The organism is Mameliella sp. LZ-28 (assembly GCF_012274245.1).
Classification (GTDB): Bacteria; Pseudomonadota; Alphaproteobacteria; order Rhodobacterales; family Rhodobacteraceae; genus Antarctobacter; species Antarctobacter albus.
Genome location: NZ_JAANYX010000034.1, coordinates 326,561 through 349,200, shown reverse-complemented (window position 1 = coordinate 349,200; position 22,640 = coordinate 326,561). Strand labels below are relative to the sequence as shown.

Annotated in this window: 23 protein-coding genes; 16 read left to right on the top strand and 7 right to left on the bottom strand. The window is 65.4% G+C overall.

Features of this window, described 5'->3' with window-relative positions; translation table 11 throughout:
- Positions 1 to 59 precede the first annotated feature (59 nt).
- Positions 60 to 470: a DUF1036 domain-containing protein gene (locus tag G9Q80_RS21835; protein ID WP_088715149.1), complete on the bottom strand. Its 411-nt coding sequence runs from the start codon at positions 468 to 470 to the stop codon at positions 60 to 62.
- A 154-nt stretch (positions 471 to 624) separates the two neighbouring features.
- Here G9Q80_RS21835 and G9Q80_RS21830 point away from each other — a divergent pair, with 154 nt between their 5' ends.
- Both G9Q80_RS21830 and G9Q80_RS21825 read left to right on the top strand, forming a co-directional pair.
- Positions 625 to 1,122: a DUF2938 family protein gene (locus G9Q80_RS21830; RefSeq protein ID WP_232788205.1), complete on the top strand. Its 498-nt coding sequence runs from the start codon at positions 625 to 627 to the stop codon at positions 1,120 to 1,122.
- Positions 1,123 to 1,208: 86 nt separating this feature from the next.
- A complete protein-coding gene (locus G9Q80_RS21825; RefSeq protein ID WP_043135979.1) occupies positions 1,209 to 1,631 on the top strand; it encodes a DUF4168 domain-containing protein in 423 nt (140 codons plus the stop codon).
- A 595-nt stretch (positions 1,632 to 2,226) separates the two neighbouring features.
- Here G9Q80_RS21825 and ettA read toward each other — a convergent pair.
- On the bottom strand, positions 2,227 to 3,882 hold the full coding sequence (ettA, locus tag G9Q80_RS21820) for an energy-dependent translational throttle protein EttA (protein ID WP_043135983.1): 1,656 nt from the start codon (positions 3,880 to 3,882) through the stop codon (positions 2,227 to 2,229).
- A gap of 176 nt (positions 3,883 to 4,058) precedes the next feature.
- Between ettA and G9Q80_RS21815 the strand changes: the two genes are divergently transcribed.
- From G9Q80_RS21815 to G9Q80_RS21800, 4 genes are all read left to right on the top strand, one after another.
- Positions 4,059 to 5,294 carry a methyl-accepting chemotaxis protein gene (locus G9Q80_RS21815; protein ID WP_088715150.1) on the top strand — a complete coding sequence of 412 codons (1,236 nt, stop codon included), beginning with the start codon at positions 4,059 to 4,061 and terminating at the stop codon, positions 5,292 to 5,294.
- Positions 5,295 to 5,457: 163 nt separating this feature from the next.
- Entirely contained in the window at positions 5,458 to 6,051 is a 594-nt protein-coding gene (locus tag G9Q80_RS21810) for a nicotinate-nucleotide adenylyltransferase (protein ID WP_088715338.1), read from the top strand.
- A 58-nt stretch (positions 6,052 to 6,109) separates the two neighbouring features.
- On the top strand, positions 6,110 to 7,624 hold the full coding sequence (dacB, locus tag G9Q80_RS21805; RefSeq protein ID WP_088669539.1) for a D-alanyl-D-alanine carboxypeptidase/D-alanyl-D-alanine endopeptidase: 1,515 nt from the start codon (positions 6,110 to 6,112) through the stop codon (positions 7,622 to 7,624).
- 81 nt (positions 7,625 to 7,705) lie between these two features.
- Positions 7,706 to 8,014 (top strand): DnaJ family domain-containing protein, encoded by a 309-nt coding sequence (locus G9Q80_RS21800; RefSeq protein ID WP_088669540.1) that lies wholly within the window; start codon positions 7,706 to 7,708, stop codon positions 8,012 to 8,014.
- Between the two features lie 113 nt (positions 8,015 to 8,127).
- Here the strand turns inward: G9Q80_RS21800 and G9Q80_RS21795 are convergent, their stop codons facing one another.
- Positions 8,128 to 8,556, bottom strand: a complete 429-nt coding sequence (locus G9Q80_RS21795; protein ID WP_043135991.1) for a L,D-transpeptidase — start codon at positions 8,554 to 8,556, stop codon at positions 8,128 to 8,130.
- Between the two features lie 182 nt (positions 8,557 to 8,738).
- Complete coding sequence (locus G9Q80_RS21790; protein ID WP_043135992.1) at positions 8,739 to 9,161, bottom strand: tellurite resistance TerB family protein; 423 nt, start codon at positions 9,159 to 9,161, stop codon at positions 8,739 to 8,741.
- 103 nt (positions 9,162 to 9,264) lie between these two features.
- On the opposite strand from G9Q80_RS21790, the gene G9Q80_RS21785 reads away from it, so the two are divergent.
- Positions 9,265 to 10,842, top strand: a complete 1,578-nt coding sequence (locus tag G9Q80_RS21785) for a lysine--tRNA ligase (protein WP_088669541.1) — start codon at positions 9,265 to 9,267, stop codon at positions 10,840 to 10,842.
- 71 nt (positions 10,843 to 10,913) lie between these two features.
- Complete coding sequence (locus tag G9Q80_RS21780) at positions 10,914 to 11,330, top strand: DUF4864 domain-containing protein (protein ID WP_043135996.1); 417 nt, start codon at positions 10,914 to 10,916, stop codon at positions 11,328 to 11,330.
- Positions 11,331 to 11,342: 12 nt separating this feature from the next.
- Here the strand turns inward: G9Q80_RS21780 and G9Q80_RS21775 are convergent, their stop codons facing one another.
- A complete protein-coding gene (locus G9Q80_RS21775; RefSeq protein WP_088715151.1) occupies positions 11,343 to 12,017 on the bottom strand; it encodes a hypothetical protein in 675 nt (224 codons plus the stop codon).
- A gap of 151 nt (positions 12,018 to 12,168) precedes the next feature.
- Between G9Q80_RS21775 and parA the strand changes: the two genes are divergently transcribed.
- Entirely contained in the window at positions 12,169 to 12,810 is a 642-nt protein-coding gene (gene parA / locus G9Q80_RS21770; RefSeq protein ID WP_043136002.1) for a ParA family partition ATPase, read from the top strand.
- A 25-nt stretch (positions 12,811 to 12,835) separates the two neighbouring features.
- Positions 12,836 to 13,678: a DUF6206 family protein gene (locus tag G9Q80_RS21765; RefSeq protein ID WP_088715152.1), complete on the top strand. Its 843-nt coding sequence runs from the start codon at positions 12,836 to 12,838 to the stop codon at positions 13,676 to 13,678.
- A gap of 200 nt (positions 13,679 to 13,878) precedes the next feature.
- Here the strand turns inward: G9Q80_RS21765 and fsa are convergent, their stop codons facing one another.
- A complete protein-coding gene (fsa, locus tag G9Q80_RS21760) occupies positions 13,879 to 14,532 on the bottom strand; it encodes a fructose-6-phosphate aldolase (protein ID WP_074621079.1) in 654 nt (217 codons plus the stop codon).
- Between the two features lie 55 nt (positions 14,533 to 14,587).
- Between fsa and G9Q80_RS21755 the strand changes: the two genes are divergently transcribed.
- Positions 14,588 to 16,789 carry a primosomal protein N' gene (locus G9Q80_RS21755; protein WP_088715153.1) on the top strand — a complete coding sequence of 734 codons (2,202 nt, stop codon included), beginning with the start codon at positions 14,588 to 14,590 and terminating at the stop codon, positions 16,787 to 16,789.
- A 128-nt stretch (positions 16,790 to 16,917) separates the two neighbouring features.
- Positions 16,918 to 17,856, top strand: a complete 939-nt coding sequence (locus G9Q80_RS21750) for a carbon-nitrogen hydrolase family protein (RefSeq protein ID WP_198549981.1) — start codon at positions 16,918 to 16,920, stop codon at positions 17,854 to 17,856.
- Between the two features lie 155 nt (positions 17,857 to 18,011).
- Here the strand turns inward: G9Q80_RS21750 and G9Q80_RS21745 are convergent, their stop codons facing one another.
- Positions 18,012 to 19,511 carry a peptidoglycan-binding protein gene (locus tag G9Q80_RS21745; RefSeq protein ID WP_088715155.1) on the bottom strand — a complete coding sequence of 500 codons (1,500 nt, stop codon included), beginning with the start codon at positions 19,509 to 19,511 and terminating at the stop codon, positions 18,012 to 18,014.
- A gap of 167 nt (positions 19,512 to 19,678) precedes the next feature.
- Here G9Q80_RS21745 and G9Q80_RS21740 point away from each other — a divergent pair, with 167 nt between their 5' ends.
- The 4 genes from G9Q80_RS21740 to G9Q80_RS21725 are packed head-to-tail and all read left to right on the top strand — an operon-like array spanning position 19,679 to position 22,419.
- Positions 19,679 to 20,476 carry a S49 family peptidase gene (locus G9Q80_RS21740; RefSeq protein WP_088715156.1) on the top strand — a complete coding sequence of 266 codons (798 nt, stop codon included), beginning with the start codon at positions 19,679 to 19,681 and terminating at the stop codon, positions 20,474 to 20,476.
- A complete protein-coding gene (locus G9Q80_RS21735; protein WP_043136021.1) occupies positions 20,473 to 20,667 on the top strand; it encodes a hypothetical protein in 195 nt (64 codons plus the stop codon). The genes G9Q80_RS21740 and G9Q80_RS21735 overlap by 4 nt, the downstream gene beginning before the upstream one ends.
- A gap of 1 nt (position 20,668) precedes the next feature.
- Complete coding sequence (locus G9Q80_RS21730; protein ID WP_088715157.1) at positions 20,669 to 21,616, top strand: calcium/sodium antiporter; 948 nt, start codon at positions 20,669 to 20,671, stop codon at positions 21,614 to 21,616.
- Positions 21,617 to 21,627: 11 nt separating this feature from the next.
- The gene (locus G9Q80_RS21725; RefSeq protein ID WP_088715158.1) at positions 21,628 to 22,419 is read left to right on the top strand and encodes an SDR family oxidoreductase; all 792 of its coding nucleotides are present in this window, start codon (positions 21,628 to 21,630) and stop codon (positions 22,417 to 22,419) included.
- Positions 22,420 to 22,640 lie beyond the last annotated feature (221 nt).

The window sequence follows — 22,640 nt, the reverse complement described above, 5'->3', positions numbered from 1 at the left end:
ATCGGTCCCGGTTGCTCCGGGACCTGTTCCGAGGATACCACGCTTTGAAGTGGGCCGGCCTAGTTGCAGGTAAAGCGTTCCGTCCAGCGGCCCCAGTTGTTCATGTCCATCGTGCGCTGGCGAAAGCCATATGTGTGCGACGAACCGCGGATATGGAAGTGCCGCACGGCGCCGCGCCAGTAGATGCGGCTGTTCACCGGGGCGATGCTTTCGCCGTACATGTAGTAGATGCGGTTGGTGGTAAAGGCGACCGTCGCGGATTCCCCCGGAGCGAGGTTCCACCAGCCGTTTGTCACCCAGTTGCCCGACAGGTCGCGATAGTTGATCGCGGTTTGGATCTGCCGGTTGCAGGCATTCACAAAGATGACGGTGAACTGGTTGTTGTTCTGGGCGTATTGGGTCTGTGCGCGGCTTTCTCCTGCATTGAAAGCGGTCATCAAGCAGAGCGCCAGCATCAATAGACGGTGCATGTATCAATTCCTTGAGCAATTAATCTAAGTCCGGCGCAAGGTTAGGCCGGGTCCGGCGCAGTGGTCAAGATTGTTGGGCGCGGGGCGGTGCGGGCCGGGATGATTGCCACTTTGGCATGCCGGGGTCATGGTGGCGCAAACAGGGAGGGGAGCAATGGGCGTGATCTGGGCAGGCGTGGCGATCGGCATCGGCGGCACGGTGGCGATGGACCTCTGGGCGCTGTTGTTGGACCGGCTGGCGGGGCAGGGGCGACCGAACTGGGGCAACGTGGGCCGCTGGGTCGGCTGGCTGTTCCGGGGGCGGGTCTTTCACGAGGACATCGGGGCAGCGGCTCCGGTGGCGGGAGAGCGCGCGCTGGGCTGGGCGTTTCACTATCTTGTCGGGGTTGTCTACGGCGTGGTCTTTGCCCTGATCGTCGGGGGCGCGTGGTTCGACGCGCCGGTGTTCTGGATGGCCTGGATCTGGGGGATCGTGACGATCGCGGGCGGATGGTTCCTGCTGCATCCCGGCATGGGGCTGGGCTGGGCCCTGGAAGGGGCGCGTCATGGGGCTGCTGGCGCATTCGGTGTTTGCACTGGGCCTGTGGGCGACGGCGCTGGCGCTGTAGCACCGGCGGCGGACCGCCGCCGTCAGCACAGGAATTTTGGCTGAACGGTTGAAACATCGGCGCCAAGGGATTTGGTCGGGGGGAGAGTGCGGTGAGAGCCGCGAAATCCACCTCTGACGGGAGACCGATCATGAGCGTAAGAACGAAAATTCTTGGAACTGCAACCCTCGTGGCACTGGCCGCGGCACCGCTGACGCCGGCCCTGGCGCAATCCGGACCGCAGGCCGACCTGGTCCCGGTACAGGCCGAGGCGCAATACAGCGACAGCGATCTCGAAAGCTTTGTCGATGCGGCGATGAAGGTCATGGCCCTGCGCCAGACCTACCAGGCGCGGCTGCAGGGGGCTGTCAACGAAAAGCAGCAGCAGGCACTGGTCCGCCAGGCGCAGGAAGAGATGAAGGCGGCCATCGTGCAGACCGATGGCATCGACGTGCCGACCTATACCGCCATCGGCGAGGCCGCCCAGGCCGACGACGCATTGAGCCAGCGGATCACCGCGATGTTCCAGGAGCGGATGCCGGGCGACGGCGCGCAGCCGTCGGACGACGGGTGATGGTTCGGCCCGTCGTTCGGGCCGTGTGAGAGATGTGAACCCGCGCGGTGGTCAATGGGCTGCCGCGCGGGTTTTTCGTGTTTGACCCGGACAGGCGATATTTGGCGTTGTGTGCCTGAAGCACTGGGGCATGCGAACAGTTCCCGCGCCTTGGAGGGATAGCTGAGGTGCATCCAAGACAGAAGAGGGGCGGCTTTCGCCGCCCGACGTTTAAACGAACAAGCCGATTATCGTCCGCAAGAGTGCAACGGTTCTGACTACGTCACCGTATTTCACTCGCTCAGTATTTGTAGACCGCCCCTTAATTGGCGGTGCGGTGCGGTCCTATGATCACTTGGAGCACCCTATCGGAGGTCGCCCTTCGAGCTTCCCGCTGTCAGGACCCCCTTAGCAGGATCAGGCTAAGATCCCATATAGCCCTGCTAAGGGCTGACCCACCTTACGGGTCCCACTGATTACCAGCGGTCCGGTTTGCGAGCTTTTGAAAAAAAATATCAAAAAGCTGACGCTGATTCAGGTGTATATGGTATACGCGCAGGCATTCGAGGCCATATCCAGTATGACTTGGGTGCGCTTACGCGCACCCAACGGGAAATCACCGCGTGAACTTCTTGTGCTTCAGCCGCTTCGGCTCCAGCGCATCCGCGCCCAACCGCCGCTTCTTGTCCTCTTCGTAGTCCTCGAAGTTGCCCTCGAACCACTCGACATGCGCCTCGCCCTCGAAGGCCAGGATATGCGTGCAGATCCGGTCGAGGAAGAAACGGTCGTGCGAGATCACGACGGCGCAGCCTGCGAAATCGACCAGCGCGTCTTCGAGCGCCCGCAGGGTTTCCACGTCGAGGTCGTTGGTCGGTTCGTCAAGCAGGATGACGTTGCCGCCTTCCTTGAGCAGGCGTGCCATGTGCACCCGGTTGCGCTCACCACCCGAAAGCAGGCCGACCTTCTTCTGCTGGTCGCCGCCCTTGAAGTTGAAGGCCGAGCAGTAGGCGCGGCTGTTCATCTCGGCGTCACCCAGCTTGATCTGTTCCGCGCCGCCGGAAATCGCCTCCCAGACGGTTGCATCCGCTGCGAGGTCGTCGCGCGACTGGTCGACATAGGCCAATTGCACCGTGTCGCCGAATTCTATGGTGCCGCTGTCGGGCGTTTCCTGCCCGGTGATCATCTTGAACAGCGTCGATTTACCGGCGCCGTTCGGGCCGATCACGCCGACGATGCCACCCGGCGGCAGCGAGAAGGACAGGTCCTCGATCAGCTGCTTGTCGCCCATGTGCTTGTTCAGGTGCTCGACCTCGATCACCTTCTGGCCCAGGCGCTGGCCATTGGGGATGATGATCTGGGCGCGGCTGAGTTTCTCGCGCTCGGACTGGTTGGCCATCTCGTTGTAGGCGCTGATCCGGGCCTTGGATTTCGCCTGCCGGGCCTTGGCGCCCTGGCGCATCCATTCCAGTTCGCGTTCCAGCGTCTTCTGTTTGGCCTTGTCCTCGCGCGCTTCCTGTTCCAGCCGCTTGGCCTTCTGTTCCAGCCAGCTGGAGTAGTTGCCCTCGTAGGGGATGCCCCGACCGCGGTCCAATTCGAGGATCCAGCCGGTGATGTCGTCGAGGAAATAGCGGTCGTGCGTGACGCAGAGGATGGTGCCCTTGTAGTCGATCAGGTGCTGCTGCAACCAGGCGATGGTTTCCGCGTCCAGGTGGTTGGTCGGTTCGTCGAGCAGCAGCATGTCGGGGGCTTCGAGCAAGAGCTTGCACAGCGCGACCCGGCGGCGTTCCCCGCCCGAAAGGTTGGCCGGCATGGCGTCATCGGGGGGGCAGCGCAGCGCCTCCATCGCAACGTCGACCTGGCTGTCCAGATCCCAGAGATTCTGGCTGTCGATCTCGTCCTGCAACTGCGCCATCTCGTCGGCGGTCTCGTCTGAGTAGTTCATCGCCAGTTCGTTGAAGCGATCCAGCTTGGCCTTTTTCTCGGCCACGCCCAGCATGACGTTGTCGCGCACGCTCATCTCTTCTTCCAGCTTCGGCTCCTGCGGGAGGTAGCCGACCTTGGCGCCTTCTGCGGCCCAGGCCTCGCCGGTGAAGTCCTTGTCGATTCCGGCCATGATCCGCATGAGGGTCGACTTACCGGCGCCGTTGACGCCGACGACACCGATCTTGACCCCGGGCAGAAAGCTCAGGCGGATGTTTTCAAAGCATTTCTTGCCGCCCGGATAGGTCTTGGAGACGCCATCCATGTGGTAGACATACTGATACGAGGCCATGATCCGCTCCTGCAGCTTGCGCGTTGTTCGTGACGGAGTAGCGCGTTGGCGTCGGCGGTGCAATCTGCGGCGCGAGACCCGGAAAATTCCGGGCAAATTTGCCTTAAACCGATCTAAAGATTTCCCCGTCATCTAGGTGGTCGTGCCCAAGGGGCCGGGGACCGGGAAAGGCAAGGATGATGCGGAACGCGCCGGAGCAGGGACAGGCACGGCTGGGCCTGCGGTGGTGGCTGCCGGGCTTGGTGGCCGTGGCGTCGTCTTTGGTGGCGCTGGCCGTGGGCGTTCTTGGCGACGGTGCAGCGGGTCGGATGCTGGTGGCCGGGGCGGGTCTGCAGGCGCTGGCTGCCTTCGGTCTGGCCTGGGTCGCGGCGGCACGGCTTGCCCGGCGCCTGCGTGCATTGGAGGCGGCGGTTGTCGCATCGGCGGATGGCGCCTTGACCGTGTTGCCGGATCGCGCTTCGGGTGATGAGATCGGAGGGTTGGCGCGGGCCGTGGGGGAACTTCAGGAGGCGCTTGTCGAGGCACGACAGGAGGCAGCGGCACAACCGGCGCTCGACCTTTGCGCCATCCAGGGCGCCCTGGACCGGGTGGCACGGGGTGAGCCCACGCTGCCGGAGGGATGCGCGCCGGGCATCCTGCGGGCGATTGGGGCCGTAGAGGCAAGGGTCGCGTCGGAGTTGGGTGAACATGTGCGGACCCGGCAGCATGCAGAGCGGCAGTTGGGTCGGCTGACCCTGCAGTTGAGGCAGGCGCAGACAGGCGGCCGTGCGGGCGTCGAGGCAATTGACCAGCTGCGGACCGGGGCAGATGACCTGGGTCGGGGCATCCAGGATGTCCTGGGGGCGGCTCGGGACATGACCGGATCGGTGCAGGCGGCGCGGGCGGTGCTGGATCGGGACGCCGCATTGCCCGGCAGAGCGGTCGAGCAGTTGGCGCGGATCGCGAGTTCGACCGACGAGATCGGGCAGGTGGTCGAGGTGATGCAGGACGTCGCCTTTCAGACCAACCTGCTGGCGTTGAACGCGGGGATCGTGGCGGCGCGGGCCGGGACGGCGGGGCGTGGCTTTGCCGTCGTCGCCGAAGAGATGCACGGTCTGGCTGTCCAATCGGCTGAAAGCGCGGAGCAGGTGAGAGCGCTGATTACTTCCTCGCAAGAGCGGGTCCTGGACGGGGTGCGGCTGGTAAGCGCCCTCGGCAAGCAGGTCGACGGTGCGCAGAGGGAGATCCGTGGCGCCGTCCGGGCGGGGCAGGCGATGCCGGATATGGAGGCGCAGGTTGGTCGTCTGGTCGGCCTCGGGGCGGATCTGGAACAGCTTGGGCGGGAGATGCGCAAATGCTTTGCGGAGGTGCCCGGCGAAGGGCCGGAGTATGGTCCTGCGCAGTTGGGCGGCGCGGTCCGGCGGGTCGGGTAAGGCCCCCGCGCGCAAGGGTTTCTTGCACAAGCCGGTCTGAGCGCGTATCCGGTTGCCCGGTGCGCGCGGGCGCAACTTGGCGGGAGGATGCGGCGTGCCGCAGTCAGGCAGACAGGGGCAGGACCTATTCCCGGCCGGGGCGGGTGCGCTGGATGGGCGTGCACTGCCGCGCGGCTCCCGGATCGGCCTATTGGGTGGTTCTTTCGATCCTCCGCACGCGGGGCATCTGCACCTGTCGCGCGAGGCGCTCAAACGGTTCGGGCTGGACCGAGTCGTCTGGCTGGTCAGCCCGGGGAACCCGCTGAAACCCAATCCCCCGGCGCCGCTGGCAGATCGGATGGCGGTGGCCCGGGCGATGATCGACCACTCGCACATCACCGTCAGCGATTTCGAGGCGCGCGCAGGCACGCGCTATACCGCAGAAACCCTGGCGCGACTGCGGCACCTGTTTCCGAGGGTGCAGTTCACCTGGCTGATGGGGGCCGATAACCTGGCGCAATTCCATCGCTGGGACAACTGGCAGGGCATCCTGCAGGCCGTGCCGCTGGGGATTCTGGCGCGTCCCGGGCTGCGCACGGCGGCGCGCAGCTCTCCGGCGGCGCGGATCTATCGCGCGGCGCGGATACCGGCACAGGCCTCGCACCGGTTGCCCAGCATGTGCCCCCCGGCCTGGTGTTTCGTGAACATGCCGATGACCGACCTCAGCTCGACCGCGATCCGCGCGGCGGGCCACTGGGCAACAGGCCCGAAAACGTGAAGGGCGTGCCCCCAGTTGCCGGTTGCCCGAAGGTCCGGGATTCGCTTAGATCGGGCGCATGACGCATGGCATTTCCAGACGTGCCTTCCTGGGGGGAGTGGCGGGTGCGGCGCTAGGCGGGGCGGCATCGCCCGGCTGGGCGCGCGCGCCCGAAACCTCATTGCGCCCGGTCGCACGGTCCGATGATTTTCGAAAACGCATCCAGCCGCCCGCAGAGGCGCTGATCGAACGCGCGGCGCTTGACGGCGAGGTGGGCTTTGCCGTCGCGCGCCTGCACAGCGGTGAGGTGCTGGAGACACATTCCCCCGACGTGAGCCTGCCCCCGGCCAGCGTGGCCAAGGCCCTGACAGCGGGTTACGCGCTGGACGTGCTGGGCCCGGCGCATCATTTCGTCACCCGCGTGATCGCCACCGGCCCGGTCAAGGACGGGGTGGTGCAGGGCGACCTGGTGCTGGCGGGCGGGGGGGATCCGACGCTGGACACCGACGCCCTTGCCGGGCTGGCCGCAGCGGTCAGCGCCGTCGGTGTCACCGGGCTGACCGGCGGGTTGAAGGTCTGGGGCGGGGCGCTGCCTTCGCTGATCGGCATCGACGCCAGCCAGCCGGATCATGTCGGCTATAATCCGTCGGTTTCGGGGCTGAACCTGAACTACAACCGCGTGCATTTCGAATGGCGCAAGGCGGGCAGCGACTACACCGTGACAATGCAGGCACGCTCTGCAGCGCACCGGCCGGACGTGCGCGTGGCCCGGATGGACCTGATCGACCGCAGCCTGCCGGTCTATACCTACGAAGACAAGTTGGGGCGCGACAACTGGACGGTGGCGCGTGGCGCGCTGGGCGACGGCGGCGCGCGCTGGCTGCCTATCAAAAAGCCCGAAGCCTACGCGGGCGAGGTGTTCCAGACGCTGCTGGCGACGCAGGGCATCAAGACCGGCAAGCCCGAGATCGCCACCGGCTTGCCCGGCGGCGATGAACTGGCCCGCCACGAAAGCCCGCCCTTGCGGGTGATCCTGCGCGACATGCTGAAATGGTCGACCAACCTGACCGCCGAGGTCGTCGGCCTTGCGGCCAGCGTGGCGCGCAGCGGGGCCGTTCCCGCCTCGCTTCAGGCATCGGCGGCGGAAATGAATGCCTGGGCGCAGGAAAAACTGGGGGTCGGCGGCCTGGCGCTGGTCGATCACTCCGGCCTGGGCGACCAGAGCCGGGTCAGCGCGATGCAGATGATGGGATGCCTGCGCGGATTGCGCATGAAGATGGGTATCAAGCCGCTGCTCAAGGACATGCCGCTCCGCGATTCCCGTTACCAGGTGATCGAGAATGCGCCGTTGAAGGTGCGGGCCAAGACCGGCACCCTGAACTTCGTCAGCGGGCTGGCCGGGTTCGTCGATCTGCCCGACGGCACCGAGCTGGTCTTTGCGATTTTTGCCGCCGACATGCCGCGGCGGGACGCGCTGACCAAGGCACAGCGAGAACGCCCCGAAGGCGGACGCAGCTGGAACAGCCGGGCCAAGATCCTGCAACAGGGGCTGATCGGGCGCTGGGGTGTGCTGTACGAAAGCGACCCTGTCTGACCGCGCGCCTTGCGGCGGAGCTAGCGGCTGCATAGGTGCCACAGTGCAAGGACCCGTGGCAGAAGAGTGGAAGGGGCCGTGATGGACATGTTCGAGTCGTTCATCGATCAGGCTTTCAGGCGTGCACAGGAAAACGGCGATCTCGACGACCTGCCGGGCACGGGAAAACCCATCAAGCCGAGCAGCCTGACCGCCGATCCTTTCGCGCATACCTTTGCCGAAAGTGGCGCGATGACGCCCTTCGGCATGTTGCAGGTCCGTATCGACGAGGCCCGCAAACGGCTGGCCGAGGCGAGTGATTCGGAACAGCGGCGCGCTATCCAGTCCGAGATTTCTGCCCTTGAAACCCGCAAGGCGATCGAGATGGAGACCTGGAAGAGGTATAGCTGACCCTCTGTATCGGGCCGTGACGTCCCCTGCGACCAACGAAAAAAGGGCCCCGCGATGCAGGGTCCTTTTCATGTCTGGGCATCTTCATGGCCGGTGGCAGCCGGCCTGGCGGCTCAGTTGTCGATCACGACCTTCATGTTCTTCTTGCCGACCTGTTGGGTCAGTTCGAACAACACGGCGGCATGTTCGGGGTGCAGGCGCACGCAGCCGGCCGAAGCGGGACGGCCGAGGCGGCTGATCTGGTCGGTGCCGTGGATCGCGTAGTCTCCGTTGAAGAAGATCGCAAAGGGCATCGGCGCGTTGTTGTAGATGCTCGACCGGTGGTACTTGGACAGCCAGTAGGCATTCCATTGGCCGCGCGGCGTATGCTTGCCCGCGCGGGCGGTCGAGACCGGCCAGCGATACTCAACCTTGCCGTTGTAGATCACCGTCATGGTCTGGGTCGACACGTCGACCTTGGCCACCAGCGGGGCGGCGGCGGCCATGAGCGGTGAAAAACACAGAAGTGCCGCGGCCAGCGCGGCGGCAAAAAATCGTTTCATTCGTCCCTCCAGGTACAAGCTTGGCAGCTTCGGCGAAAAAATGCCTAGAGGGACGTTACTACGCGGTTACCCGCCGGTCAGTCAGGTATACCCGACCCGGCCCGGTACAGGGGGTAGAGCGGCAAAACCTATGGGATTTTTGCAACAGGCCAGCCCGGGATTCGGGCCGTTTCAAGTCAAATTCACAGGGTCAGGTGCCGCGCCCGGGCGCCACGCTCGATCGCGGCGGCGTGCAGGCGGTCGAGGTTGAGCTCGTAGCGAATCTCTTCGAGCAGGCGCAGTTCCGTTTCCTGCAGCGTGCCATCGGCAGCGGCGACATCGCAGGCCAGCGCGTAGGCGGTTTCGAACAGCCGTTCCGGCAGGTTGTCCCGGATCAGGCCGAACAGCGCGTCCAGCCCGTCTTCCTGTTCGAAAAGCTCGAAGACCAGGGTCGACATCGCGCGCACCCGGTCGCTGTCGTAGCCCGAGAAGACCGGCAGCATCTTGACCGAGGCGTCGATCTTGACCAGTTCGACGGTCCGCACCCTCTCGTCCGAGACGGAAACGGCGATCATCAGGGCCACGAGGCAGTCCTGCGGGCTGAGCGGCTGGGTGGCGTCGGACATGCGGGGGGCCTCGGTCTGCAATGGCGTCGCCGTGCAATTTATTGACGCGGAGGCGGGGGGGCAATAGAGAAGCGCCCGCAACACCCCCCAAGGAGACCGAGAAATGTCCGATCTGCGCGACGCGGCGATGAGCGCCAAGGCCTGGCCCTTCGAAGAGGCGCGCCGGATCCTCAAACGCTATGAAAAGGCGCCGCCTGAAAAGGGTTACGTCCTTTTCGAGACGGGCTATGGCCCCTCGGGCCTGCCGCATATCGGCACCTTTGGCGAGGTGGCGCGGACCACCATGATCCGTCGCGCTTTCGAGGTGATCTCGGACATTCCGACCCGCCTGATCTGTTTCTCGGACGACATGGACGGGATGCGCAAGGTGCCGGGCAACGTGCCCAACCAGGAGCGCCTGCGCGAGGACCTGCAGCGCCCGCTGACCAGCGTCTATGACCCTTTCGAGACGCATGAGTCCTTTGGCCACCACAACAATGCCATGCTGCGGCGGTTCCTCGACACCTTCGGGTTCGAGTACGAGTTCATCAGCGCGACCGAATTCTACAAGTCCGGCCAGTTCGACGAGATCCTGTTGCGCTGCGCAGAACGCTATGACGATCTCATGGCGATCATGCTGAAATCGCTGCGCGACGAGCGGCGCGAGACCTATTCGATCTTCCTGCCGATCCACCCGGAAACGGGCCGCGTGCTGTACGTGCCGATGAAGAACGTCGATGCTGCCAAGGGCGAGATCACCTTCGACGACGAGGACGGCAAGGAATGGACCTTGCCCGTGACCGGCGGCAACGTCAAACTGCAATGGAAGCCGGATTTCGGCGCCCGCTGGGCCGCGCTGGGCGTCGATTTCGAGATGTACGGCAAGGACCACAGCACCAACACGCCGATCTATGACGGCATCTGCCGGACGCTGGGCGTGCGGGCGCCGGAGCATTTCACCTATGAATTGTTCCTGGACGACAAGGGGCAGAAGATCTCGAAATCTTCGGGCAACGGTATCTCGATCGACGAGTGGCTGACCTATGCCTCGACGGAGTCGCTGTCCTATTTCATGTTCCAGAAGCCCAAGACCGCCAAGCGGCTGTTCTTTGACGTGATCCCCAAGGCGGTGGACGAATATCACCAGCAGTTGCGCGCCTACCCGGGGCAGGATCTCAAGGCGCAGGTCAACAACCCGGTCTACCACATCCACAACGGCGACGTGCCGGAATCGAAGATGGTGGTGCCCTTCTCGATGCTGCTGAACCTTGCCAGTGCTGCCGGGGCCGAGGACAAGGCCGCGATGTGGGGCTTCATCCGCCGTTACGCGCCGGATGCCTCGCCGGAAACGCATCCCGACCTGGATGCCGCTGCCGGTTTCGCGGTCAAGTACTACGAGGATTTCGTCAAGCCGACCAAGGTCTTCCGCGCCCCGGACGCCAAGGAACGCGCGGCGATGGAGGACCTGGCCGCGCAGCTTGGGGCGCATGACGGCGCGACCGACGACGAGACGCTGCAAAGCCTCGTGTTTGCCGTCGGCAAAGCACATGAGTTCGAGAACCTCCGCGATTGGTTCAAGGCGCTTTACGAGGTGCTGCTGGGCCAAAGCCAGGGTCCGCGGTTCGGCGGGTTCATCGCGCTCTATGGCGTCGATGAGACCGTGGCACTGATCGAAAAGGGCCTGGCGGGCGATCTGGGCTGACCCCACGCGCCTGAAACTTTGACGGACTCTCCTCGTGTCTTACCTATGGGAAAGCCACGAGGAGAGATCACATGCGCACATTTTTGATGGGGTTGGCCGTGGCGGTCAGCCTGGCAGGGGCGGCTCCGGCACAGGATGCCCTGGCGCCAAACCCGGCAATCCAGGGAACGATCCAGGGCCAGATCGACGCCTTCTTGCAGGACGATTTCGGCGCCGCCTTCGAATTTGCCAGCCCGGGCATCCGCAACACCTTTCGCACACCTCAGAATTTCGGCGCGATGGTGCAAAAGGGCTATCCGATGGTCTGGCGGCCCAGCGACGTGGAGTTCGGCCCGCTGCGCGAGCGGGACGGGGCCCTTTGGCAGCAGGTCCTGATCCGGGACGAGGCCGGCAAGAGCTATATCGTCGAGTACAGGATGCAGAATGTCGATGGCGACTGGCGCATTTCGGGCGTGCGCGTCATTCCGGCGCCGGGCGTGTCCGCCTGACCTTGGGGCCGTTCAGAATTCCGTCCAGAGCCCCATCTTCAGGCCCATAGAGGTGTCCCCGGTCAGCCCCCAGGTGACGCCGGTCTCCAGCTTGAGCGGTCCCCGCAGTGGCACGACCAGCGAGGGCGCGACCCGTACGAAGGGGGCGTAGCCATCCGGCTGGCCGGATTGCAGCTGCAGGATGAGCTTGCGGTCCCTCGGCAGGTTGCGGCCCCACGTGACATCCATCTTGAGGTCGGTCCGGCCGCTGTCGACATAGGCCTCGGCCACGCTGTCGATGGACAGCCAGCCGTTTTGCAGCCCCCAGCCGACAGAAAGCCCGGGCCGCAGGACCTGTTCGCCCGCGATCGTGCCCAGCCCGAACTGGGCGGTCATCTGGGCACCCGTTTCGGCCTGCCGGAGCGGCCATTGCAGGAACAGCACCGATTTCCCGCTGCCGCCGACCGAATGGCCGATGTCGAATCCCAGCGTCAGGCGATCGGTCAGGCCATATTCGAAGAACAGCGTCGAATAGTCCTGTGTCGGGTCCATCGAGGTCCAGGTGCTCATGTCCTGGGGCCAGCCCAGGCGAACGGCGATGCTGCCAAAGCCGCTGTCCTGCTTGCGCGGCCAGGCGCCCGCCCCGGCGGGTGGGGCGGCAAGACAGGCGGCCAGGATGGCGGCCAGAAAGAGGGCTAGAGGACGCATGGCTGGGTCTCTTGGCAGCGTCGGGCCGTTAACCAACCCTTCCAAACCGTAAGGATGCAATGGTTAACGGAAGGTGAAGCAATTGACGCAGGGGGCTGGATTCCCCGATGCCGCAGGTGCACAGTCGCTGACAGGTTTTTCGGGGGATGGAATGGCTGGACATGTGATCACCGTGGCGCAGCAGAAGGGCGGCAGCGGCAAGACCACTTTGGCGGCTCACCTGGCGCTGGCCTTTCACGGTCAGGGCAAGCGGGTGGCCGTGGTGGACCTGGATCCGCAGGGCAGCCTGGGGCGCTGGTTCATGACCCGGGTCGAACGCCAGCCCGAAACCTGCGAGGGGCTGGATTTCGCGACCTCCTCGGCCTGGGGGATCTCCTACGAGGTGCGCAAGCTTTCGGCGGTCAATGATATCGTCATCATCGACACGCCCCCCAAGGCGGACAGCGACCTGCGCCCGGCGCTGCGGGTGGCGGACCTTGTGGTGGTGCCGGTGGCGGTCAGCCATGTCGATCTCTGGGCCACCGAAGGCGTGCTGGACCTGGCCGCGCGGGAAAATTGCGCGACGCTGCTGGTCATGAATCGCACGCGGGTGGGCACGCGGCTGAATGCCGAGGTGGCCGAGGCGGCAACCCGGCTGGGCGCGGCCGTGGCGCAGGCCAGCCTGGGCAACCGCGTGGGCTATGCCGAGGCGCTGGGACAGGGGCGCGGGGCGCATGAAGGAGCCAGGACCCCGGCCCGGGCCGAGATCGAGGCGCTTGCGCAAGAGGTGGCGGAGCGGCTCGGGACGGGGTAAGGGGGCGCGCACAGGAGGCCCCTTGATGACCGATCTCGATGAACTCTCCCGCCTGATCCGGGCCGATGCCCAGTCCCGGGGCCAGACGATTTCCCGGTTGGGCTATTTCTGCGCGCCGTTCCGGCCGGACAGCGGGCCGCTGTCCGACCGGGTGATCAAGGTCTACCGGGGTATGGCGGACGCGGCGGCGCTGGACCGGTTGAAACGCTGCCACGACGACTACGTCGAGGCCCTGTTGGCGGGCGGCGTGCCGATGCCAGCGACTGAGTTCCACTTCGTCGACTTGGGCGGTGCGCGCGTGCCGGTGATCGTGCAGGAGGCCCTGCCGGTCGACAGCTTGATGCGGCCGCGGATGCAGAAGGAACCGCTGGCCTCGACGCTGGAGATGATGGAAGCGGCGGGTCAGGTCATCGCGCGTTTCTGGCTCTGGGCGCGGGACCAGGAGGGGCGGATCGGCTTTCACCCTTCGATCCGGAATTTCGCGGTCATCGAGGGACAGGCCGTGTTCTTCGACACCTTCCCGCCACTGATCCACTATTCGCGGGGCGAGATGGGGAAGATGCTGCTGACCTTCTCGGACAAGCGGCTGATGCGGATCATAGGCCCGCTGATGCAAAAGCGTGTTACGGGTATCCAGGACGAATGGTATTCGCCGCCGGAGACACTGGTCGGGCTGGTCGGGTCAGCCTGCCGGTTGCGCCCCGACGATGCAGAGGCCTACCTCGCCTGGGGGCGCGACTTCGTCACGCGCGAGATGGCGCATTGGTCGGACGAGGCGCTGGCCGGGCTGCAGGCACCGCCCAAGTTGCCGGGATACTGGACCGGGTTCCGCAAGCTTCTGGGCCTGCAGGGAGAGCCCAACGTCTGACGGTACGGCGGGGTCAACCCCGCCCTACGCAGGTTCCGGCGGCAGGTCTGCCTGACCGGCGTTGCGCCGCTTTGTGGGCTGAGTTTGGGTATTTTAGCCAAGAAGAAGCCGAAACAGCGCCCTTCCATGTTTCTTCTTGGTCAAAATACCTCCGGGGGTGTGGGGGCGGCGCCCCCACTCCTGTCCGTTCCGCAGGGCGATCAGACGATTTTGATGCCCGCGCTTTCCGCGTCCTTCAGGAACTGTGCCAGTCCCTTATCGGTCAGCACATGCTCGGCCATCTTCTTGATCACGCCCGGAGGCGCGGTGGCCACGTCGGCGCCGATCTTGGCGGCTTCGGACATGTGGTTGGCCGAGCGGATCGACGCGGCGAGGATCTGGGTGTCGAACCCGTAGTTGTCGTAGATCTCGCGGATGTCGGCAATCAGGTCCATGCCGTCGAGGTTCAGGTCGTCCAGCCGTCCGATGAAAGGCGAGATGAAGGTGGCGCCGGCCTTGGCTGCCAGTAGGGCCTGATTGGCCGAGAAACAGAGCGTCACGTTGACCATGCGGCCCTCGTCGCTCAGCACCTTGCAGGCTTTGAGGCCGTCCCAGGTCAGCGGCACCTTGACCGCGATGTTCTCGGCGATATCCGCCAGCTTGCGGCCTTCGGCGATCATGGCGTCGGCCTCGGTGGCGACCACTTCGGCGGAGACGGGGCCCGAGACCATGTCGCAGATTTCCTTGGTGACCTCGAGGATGTCACGGCCGGATTTCATGATCAGCGAGGGGTTGGTGGTGACCCCGTCCACCATGCCGAGGTCGTTCAGTTCGGCGATGGCGTCGATCTCGGCGGTGTCGACAAAGAATTTCATGGCGCGCGCTCCTTGATGGCTTGGCCTTTCCTGTCCCGCGATTTACCCCTTTTGCATGCCGATCACTACCCCGGAATTCTTTGACGCCGGCACGCTTGTGGGTGTGCTGACCACGCAACCGCTGGATCGGGTGCTGGATTACCGCGCGCCCGAAGGCGGGTGCTGGCGCGGTGCCTTTGTCGAGGTGCCGCTGGGTCCGCGCAAGGTGCTGGGCGTGGTCTGGGGACCGGGGCGGGGGGATTTCGACGCGTCGAAGATCCGTGCCGTGAACCGCGTTCTGGACGTGGCGCCGATGCGTGACGAGTTGCGTGCCTTTATCGAGAAGGCCGCCGGCTACACGCTGACACCGCTGCCGGCCATGTTGCGGCTGGCGACGCGGGCGCCCGGGCTGGGCGATCCGCCGTCGATGCGCAAGGTCTATCGTCTGGGCGAAGGAGAGCCGCCGCGCATGACGGAGGCGCGGACCCGGGTGATCGACGCCGCGCGCGAGATGGGCGGGCTGTCCCTGACGCTCAAGGAGCTGTCCGAAACGGCCGGCGTGACCTCTTCGGTGGTCAAGGGGTTGGTCAAGAGCGGTGCAATCCGGGAGGAAGATACGCCGCGCGACACGGCCTTTCCTCGGCTCGACCCCGGGTATGGCGGCAAGGATCTGACCGAGGACCAGGCCGCGGCGGCAGAGATGCTGCGCGAGGGGCAGCGGGTCGGTGGATACGAGACCGTCCTGCTGAAGGGGGTGACCGGGTCTGGCAAGACCGAGGTCTACCTCGAGGCGGTGGCCGAGGCCCTGCGCGCCGGGCGGCAGGCGCTGGTGCTCTTGCCCGAGATCGCGCTGTCGGCGGAGTTCCTGACCCGGGTCGAGGCGCGGTTCGGCGCGCGCCCGGCCGAGTGGCATTCCGGCGTCACGATGACAGAGCGCCGGCGGGTCTGGCGCATGGTCGGCGAGGGCGGCTGCCAGGTTGTCGTGGGGGCGCGGTCGGCCCTCTTCCTGCCGTTCCAGAACCTTGGCCTGATCGTCGTCGACGAGGAACACGACACATCCTACAAACAGGAAGACGGGGTTCTTTACAATGCGCGCGACATGGCGGTTCTGCGTGCCTCGATCCTGGGGTGCCAGGTGGTGCTCGCCTCGGCCACGCCTTCGCTGGAAAGCTGGGCCAATGCGGATGCGGGAAAGTACAAGCGGCTGGTGCTGACATCGCGCTTTGGCCCCGCCGTCCTGCCCGAGATGCGGGCGCTGGACATGCGGTCCGAGAAACTGCCCGCAGGGCGGTGGATTTCCGGCACGTTGCAACGGTCGGTCAACATGCGGCTGGAGAAAGGGGAGCAAGCGCTCTTGTTCATCAACCGGCGCGGCTATGCGCCGGTGACGCTGTGCCGGGCCTGTGGCGAACAGATCGGCTGTCCGCATTGCGATGCGCGCATGGTCGAGCATCGGTTCCTGAAGCGGCTGGTCTGTCACCAGTGTGGCGAGAGCATGCCGATCCCCGAGGTCTGCCCCTCCTGCGAGGTCGAGGGCAAGCTGGCCGCCGTTGGGCCGGGGGTGGAACGGCTGGCCGAGGAGGCAGCGGCGCTCTTCCCCGAGGCGCGGATCGCGGTGCTGTCCTCGGACCTCTTCGGAACCGCGCGCGAGTTGAAGGACCAGGTGGCGGCGATTGCCCAAGGGGGCGCCGATATCATCATCGGCACGCAACTGGTGGCCAAGGGGCACAATTTTCCGCTGCTGACGCTGGTGGGGGTGATCGACGCGGATCTGGGCCTGCAGGGATCCGACCTGCGCGCGGCCGAGCGGACCTTTCAGCTGATGCGGCAGGTTGCGGGGCGCGCGGGCCGGGCGGAAAAGCCGGGCGTGGCACTGTTGCAGACCTACCAGCCCGAACACCCGGTGATCCGGGCGATCCTGGCGGGGGACGAAGAGGCCTTCTGGTCGGCAGAGGCGGATGAGCGTCGGCTGGCGGGGATGCCGCCCTTTGGTCGGCTGGCCGGGATCATCCTGTCGGGCGGGGACATGGCCAAGGTGTTCGACCTGGGCAATTTCCTGGCCCGCAACGACAGGGCCCTGCGGCAGGTCGGGGCCGAGGTCTGGGGGCCGGCACCCGCGCCAATCGCCCGGGTCAAGGGGCGGCACCGGGTGCGGTTGCTGGTCAAGGCGTCCAAGGGGGTGGCCCTGCAGGGGGCCTTGGCGGATTGGGTCGCGCAGGTCCGCCTGACGGGCGATATGCGGCTGGCCATCGACATCGATCCGCAGAGCTTCTTCTGACGGAACGCCGACGCTTGGCCCGTGCAGCGTCCTTGCGAACGGCGTCCAATGGCGCAGCAGGCTATTGGATTTTGATCCGCTACGGGAAATGAGGCATGGTTGTCCGGAGGTCGCCGGGGGATTTTGTTGTGAAACTTGCCGCCGTTCAGGAAACGCCCGTCTTTTACGACCTTGAAGCCAGTCTTGAAAAAGGCGTCGCGATCATCGCGCGGGTCGCCCGCGAGGGGGCGAACTTGATCGTCTTTCCCGAGGGCTGGTTGCCGAATTACCCTTGCCATGTCTGGGCGATCCAGCCGGACAATTGGCCCAGCCCTGTCGACGAGGCCGACGGTATCCTGTGGCGCAACGCAGTGGATTTGTCGCGCGACGGATTGGCGCCGATCCGCGCGGCGGCACGGGACCATGGTGTGGTCGTCGTCATGGGCATCAACGAGCGTGCGCCAGAGATGAGCGCCGGCACGCTCTACAACACCGGGGTCATCATCGACGCGGACGGGACGATCCTGAACGCCCACCGCAAGCTGATGCCGACCGGGGCAGAGCGCACGGTCTGGGGATTTGGTGACGGCAGCACGCTGAGGGTGGTCGAAACCGCTGTCGGTCGGGTTGGCGTGCTGCTGTGCTGGGAAAATTTCATGCCGCTGGCGCGCATGGCGCTCTATGCGCAGAACCTCGAGATCCTTTGCGCCCCCACAGCCGACCCGATGCCGGAATGGAACGCGACCATGCAGCATATCGGTCGCGAAGGAGGGTGTTTCGTGGTCGGGTGCGGGGCGATCCAGCGCGTCTCAGCGATTCCGAAGGATTTCCCTGAACGAGACAGGTTTGACGAGGGCGGCGAATGGAACCAGCCCGGTGGTGCCGTGGTGGTGGCCCCCGGCGGGCAGATCCTCGCCGGCCCGATGCGCGAGACCATCGGGTCGTTGGGGGCCGAGATCGACAGGTTTGCCCTGCGCTCCGCGCGCCGCGCCTTCGATGTGGCGGGTCACTACGCCCGACCTGACGTGTTTACGCTGACCGTGGACACCTCGGCGCGGGCGCCGGTGCGGTTCACGTCGGGCGGGTGAGGTCGCCGGCGGCTGGCCGTGCCATAGGGGGAAGTGAGGCGGGACGGGCCAGGGTGTGGACGCAGGCCTATTGCGTTTCCGGCCCAGCGCTGACTTTGGCGACCCGAGGGGATCCTGGTCCTGGGCACGTGATCAAAGAAGCCCGCGCAGCGGTGCTATCGCCATTCCATGCGGCAGTTCACCAGCAGCCCAAGGGCGCCGCGCTGGCAGACCTTGACCCGCCGTTTCCTGGGCTTGGCCTGTTCCTCGGCCAGCCAGGCGTCATAAAGTTCGCGGCTGTCCTCGTTCAGTCTTGCGCGCTGGCTTGCGTTCAGGTGGCCGGAGGCGGGAAAGCCCCGCGCCTGTTGCCAGTCCCGGATGGCCCTGCGCGAGTTCGGCCCCAGATCGCCATCGACACCTCCGGTATCGAAGCCGGCCAGCGTCAGGCGGCGCTGGATCTCTTGCCGGGCGGCGCGATCCAGGTTCAGGCGGGCCTCGTCCGCCTCTGTCGCAAGAGGGGCGATCAATGCGGCGGGCGTGGCGGTCGGGGGCGGAGCCTCGGTGCGGGGTGCGTCCGGCGCAGGCATGGGACGGGCACCTGCGAGGGCCTCGAAGAACTGGCCATCGCTCATGCCGGGGCGTTCGGGAATGTCCCTGATCGGCATGTCGGGGGGAAAGAAGAAATAACGGTAGAGGGGCGAGTTCGACAGGACGCCGACGTCAAGGAATTCCACCTTGCCCAAATGGCTGCGTTGCGCGGCGTTGTTTTGCTGAACCAGGCGGCACTTGCTCATTGCCTCGACGTGAAAGAAGTCTCGCGTCGTGATCCTGAGTTCTCCGGCATCCCATTGCGCGCTTTCGATCAAGTCGAGGTTCGGCCCCGTCGTGCGGTTGAACACGGCCAGGACACCGGCGTTCGGGGAACCGTTGGTACAGGCATTCAGGACGGCGCGGTGCCGGTCTGTTGTCGGGAAGCCGACGGGGAACACCTCGATGTTCCAGGTTGCGGCCTCCTGCACTGTCCGGACATAGCGCATCTCTTCGGGCGGGGTGCCGAGAATGGTCAGGAACAGCGCCTGGGGAAAGATGGACTGGCCCATGCCCCTCTTGCTGGCCAGGCGTTCGACGCTCTGAATTGCAACGCGGTATGCGTCGTTCACCGCGTCTTCGGTATAGTCCCCCCGTGGCACGACAAGGCCGGGGGCGTGAAATCCCAATGTACCGCGCGGGTGCAGGCGGCGTTCGGGCAAGATGATGTCCTCGAAGGTGCGAAACGTGCCGTACATGAAGGTGAGGGCACAGGCGCTTTCGCAGGTCCGGTCCGGCCCAACGGCGGTTCGAATGCCGATACTGCCGATCACATTGCCCAGTTCGATGCCCTCAAGGTAGCTGCCGCCGTTGCTGTCGAGACAGAGTGTCCGGATACCATCGGTGCTGCCACTGCCTGCAAAGGCGGGTTCCCATCCGTTTCGCTTGGCAAAGCTGCGCAGCTTGTCCGCATCGCCGTCCCGGATCTCTCCGGTCAGCGTGGCATCGCATTGCATGATGGCATCGCCGCCCGGGGTAATTGTGGCAGCCAAGGCCGTGGCCGGCAGGAACAGTGCCGTCAGGACCAGAAACTGGGCCAGGAACAGGGCAAGGCCTGCTCGGCAGGGGTGTCGCGGTTCATCAATCATCGTGGAGCAGTCTTGGGACCGTCGGGCGGCTTGGCAAGAAAAACCTCGGGTGTGGTTGCCCAGCAGGTTGGCAACATCGCGCGGCGTCAGAGGTAAATGCACCACAACGCGGCGTCTTTTCGGCCCCTGCCTTGTTTGTCCCCTGCACGCTCTCTACATGCCACGCCATGAGACGTTGGGTTCCCTTCATGAAATCCGTTCCGCGGGTGTCCGTCGTGCGCCTGCAGGGCGCCATCGGCGTCCCCGGACGGTCGAGTATCTCTGACCGCTCGGTTGCGCCGTTGCTGGAAAAGGCCTTTCGGTCGAAACCCGACGCGGTCGCGCTGGAAATCAACTCGCCCGGCGGGTCGCCGGTGCAAAGCTCGCTGATCGGGTCCCGCATCCGCAGGCTGGCCGAGGAACACGAGGTGCCCGTGCTGGCCTTTGTCGAGGACGTCGCGGCTTCTGGCGGCTACTGGATCGCCAGTGCGGCGGACGAGATCTGGTCCGACCCCAGCTCGATCCTGGGGTCGATCGGGGTGATCTCTGCCGGTTTCGGCCTGCCGGTCTTCCTGCAACGGCAGGGGATCGAACGGCGGGTTCACACGGCGGGCAAGTCCAAGAGCATGATGGACCCGTTCCAGCCTGAAAAGGAAGAGGACGTGGCCCGTTTGAACCGCCTGCTGGAGCAGCTGCACGAGACCTTTATCGGCCATGTGAAGTCCCGGCGGGGCGACAAGCTGACCGGGAACCCCGACCTCTATACCGGCGAGGTCTGGATCGGCCAGGCGGCTGTGGACGAGGGGCTGGCCGATGGCATCGGTCACCTTGTGCCGTTGATGAAGGACCGTTTTGGCGACAAGACCCGGTTCAAGCGTTACGAGGCGCGCAAGCCGCTGCTGCCGCGCCTTGGCGCGCAGGCGGTTCAGGGCGCGCTGGGCGAAATCGAGGAACGCGCGGACTACGCGCGGTTTGGCCTGTCTTGATCGTCAAGATCGTTGCCCTTTTCCTGGTGTTCATCGCCGTGCTGGGATTTTTCGGAAAGCTCCGGATCCCCGGCGCCAAGCAGCTGGGCCAGCTGCGTGACCGCGCCCGCCTGAACGCCACGAAATGCCCGAAATGCGGTCGCTACCGCATCGGCAAGGGGCCTTGCGACTGTCGAAAGGGTGACAACTGAGATGGTCTACGTCTACGCGGTTCTTGGTCTGCTGATCCTGCTTCTGGCGGGGGACGCGCTGGTCAAGGGGGCGGTGAATCTCTCCCTGCGGGTCGGTATCCCGGCCCTTGTCGTCAGCCTGACCATCGTCGCTTTCGGCACCTCCGCGCCAGAGCTGCTCATTTCGATCAAGGCGGCGCTGGAAAACGCGCCGGGCATCGCGCTGGGCAACGTGGTGGGGTCGAATACCGCCAACGTGTTGCTGGTCCTGGGGGTGCCGGGGCTGATCACGGTCATGCATACCAGCCAGTGCGACACGCGCACCAGCTATCTGCAGATGATGGGCGGCACCCTGGTTTTCATCGCGCTGGGCTTTCGCGGTGTTTTCGACATGACCTCCGGCCTGATCCTTCTGGCACTGCTGCTCGTCATCCTGGGCAGCCAGCTGCGCACCGCGCTGCGGCACCGCGCCGAAGGGCAGGCCGACGAAGAGCTGGAAGAACCGGAGGGCGCGGACCCTGACATGCCGTGGTGGCGGATCGGCCTGTACCTGGTGCTGGGCCTGATCGGCCTGCCCCTTGGGGCCGACCTGCTGGTCGACAGCGCCGAGGAGATCGCCCGCATGTTCGGCGTGCCGGACGCGGTGATCGGGCTGACGCTGGTGGCGCTGGGCACCTCCCTGCCGGAACTGGCGACGACGGTCATGGCCGCGATCCGCCGGCAGGCCGACGTGGCCATCGGCAACGTGATCGGGTCAAACCTGTTCAACCTGCTGGCCATCATCGGTGTCGCGTCCCTGATCGCCCCGATTCAGGTCGGGCCGGGCTTCCTGCAGTTCGACTTCTGGGTGATGCTGGGGGCCTCGCTGCTGCTGCTGCCCTTCGTCTATTTCGGGCGTGACCTCGGGCGGATCTGGGGCTTTGTCTTGTCGGCGCTTTATCTGGGCTATGTCACAGTCGTATTGCTGTGACGGAGAACCACATGGGTGAGGTGAAAGGGCGCGCGCTGGTAACCGGCGCGGGCCGGAGGCTGGGCCGCGCAATGGCCGAGACACTGGCCGCGCAGGGGCATGCCGTGGCGGTGCATTACGCCGGGTCCGAGGCCGCTGCGCAGGAGGTCGTAGCCGGGATCGAGGCGCGTGGCGGTCAGGCCGTGGCCTTGCAGGCGGACCTGCTGGACGAGGCGCAGGCGCAGGCCTTGCTGCCGCGCGCGGCAGAGGTGCTGGGCGGTCCGGTGACGGTTCTGGTGAACAACGCCTCCGTCTTTGAATACGACGACATCGGCAGCGCCACGCGGAATAGCTGGGACCGGCATTTCGAAAGCAACCTGCGCGCGCCCTTCGTGCTGATCCAGGCCCTGGCCGCCCAGGTGCCCGATCCCGCGCTGGACGCGAGAGGCGAGCCGGTGGCGCAGGGCCTGGTGGTCAACATGATCGACCAGCGGGTGCGCAAGCTGACGCCCGAGTTCATGAGCTACACTTTGGCAAAATCCGCGCTCTGGACCCTGACGCAGACCGCGGCACAGGCGCTGGCGCCACGAGTGCGGGTCAACGGGATCGGCCCGGGGCCGACCCTGCAAGGCGGACGGCAGGACGCCGGGGCCTTTGCCCGGCAGAGGGCGTCGACGGTGCTGGAACGGGGCGCCGACCCCGAGGACATCACAGCCGCGCTGACCTACCTTCTGGGGGCGAAAACCGTCACCGGCCAGCTGATTTGCATCGATGGCGGCCAGCACCTGGGATGGCAGACACCCGACGTTGTAGGTGTCGAATAGGGGGATGCGCCCCAGAGTTGTGCACGGGTCACAAAGTCTTAACAAAAGCGTTACGAAAAGGTAAATGGTCTCAATGGCTTGCAACATGACAGCTTTTTTGTGACCTGAAATCAAAGCCTTACGTAGTCGCCTAAAAATTGGGCATCTCGGCGAAGTGGGCCGTAAACAAGGAAAAAATCCACCTACCCGGATTTTGCCCGCAGAGTTATCCACATATTCGG

Excerpts from the sequence above, each read along its gene's own strand:
- G9Q80_RS21835 (WP_088715149.1), bottom strand. The coding sequence starts at position 470 with ATGCACCGTCTATTGATGCTGGCGCTCTGCTTGATGACCGCTTTCAAT.
- G9Q80_RS21830 (WP_232788205.1), top strand. The coding sequence starts at position 625 with ATGGGCGTGATCTGGGCAGGCGTGGCGATCGGCATCGGCGGCACGGTG.
- G9Q80_RS21825 (WP_043135979.1), top strand. The coding sequence starts at position 1,209 with ATGAGCGTAAGAACGAAAATTCTTGGAACTGCAACCCTCGTGGCACTG.
- ettA (WP_043135983.1), bottom strand. The coding sequence starts at position 3,882 with ATGGCCTCGTATCAGTATGTCTACCACATGGATGGCGTCTCCAAGACC.
- G9Q80_RS21815 (WP_088715150.1), top strand. The coding sequence starts at position 4,059 with ATGATGCGGAACGCGCCGGAGCAGGGACAGGCACGGCTGGGCCTGCGG.
- dacB (WP_088669539.1), top strand. The coding sequence starts at position 6,110 with ATGACGCATGGCATTTCCAGACGTGCCTTCCTGGGGGGAGTGGCGGGT.
- G9Q80_RS21800 (WP_088669540.1), top strand. The coding sequence starts at position 7,706 with ATGGACATGTTCGAGTCGTTCATCGATCAGGCTTTCAGGCGTGCACAG.
- G9Q80_RS21795 (WP_043135991.1), bottom strand. The coding sequence starts at position 8,556 with ATGAAACGATTTTTTGCCGCCGCGCTGGCCGCGGCACTTCTGTGTTTT.
- G9Q80_RS21790 (WP_043135992.1), bottom strand. The coding sequence starts at position 9,161 with ATGTCCGACGCCACCCAGCCGCTCAGCCCGCAGGACTGCCTCGTGGCC.
- G9Q80_RS21785 (WP_088669541.1), top strand. The coding sequence starts at position 9,265 with ATGTCCGATCTGCGCGACGCGGCGATGAGCGCCAAGGCCTGGCCCTTC.
- G9Q80_RS21780 (WP_043135996.1), top strand. The coding sequence starts at position 10,914 with ATGCGCACATTTTTGATGGGGTTGGCCGTGGCGGTCAGCCTGGCAGGG.
- G9Q80_RS21775 (WP_088715151.1), bottom strand. The coding sequence starts at position 12,017 with ATGCGTCCTCTAGCCCTCTTTCTGGCCGCCATCCTGGCCGCCTGTCTT.
- parA (WP_043136002.1), top strand. The coding sequence starts at position 12,169 with ATGGCTGGACATGTGATCACCGTGGCGCAGCAGAAGGGCGGCAGCGGC.
- G9Q80_RS21765 (WP_088715152.1), top strand. The coding sequence starts at position 12,836 with ATGACCGATCTCGATGAACTCTCCCGCCTGATCCGGGCCGATGCCCAG.
- fsa (WP_074621079.1), bottom strand. The coding sequence starts at position 14,532 with ATGAAATTCTTTGTCGACACCGCCGAGATCGACGCCATCGCCGAACTG.
- G9Q80_RS21755 (WP_088715153.1), top strand. The coding sequence starts at position 14,588 with ATGCCGATCACTACCCCGGAATTCTTTGACGCCGGCACGCTTGTGGGT.
- G9Q80_RS21745 (WP_088715155.1), bottom strand. The coding sequence starts at position 19,511 with ATGATTGATGAACCGCGACACCCCTGCCGAGCAGGCCTTGCCCTGTTC.
- G9Q80_RS21740 (WP_088715156.1), top strand. The coding sequence starts at position 19,679 with ATGAGACGTTGGGTTCCCTTCATGAAATCCGTTCCGCGGGTGTCCGTC.
- G9Q80_RS21730 (WP_088715157.1), top strand. The coding sequence starts at position 20,669 with ATGGTCTACGTCTACGCGGTTCTTGGTCTGCTGATCCTGCTTCTGGCG.
- G9Q80_RS21725 (WP_088715158.1), top strand. The coding sequence starts at position 21,628 with ATGGGTGAGGTGAAAGGGCGCGCGCTGGTAACCGGCGCGGGCCGGAGG.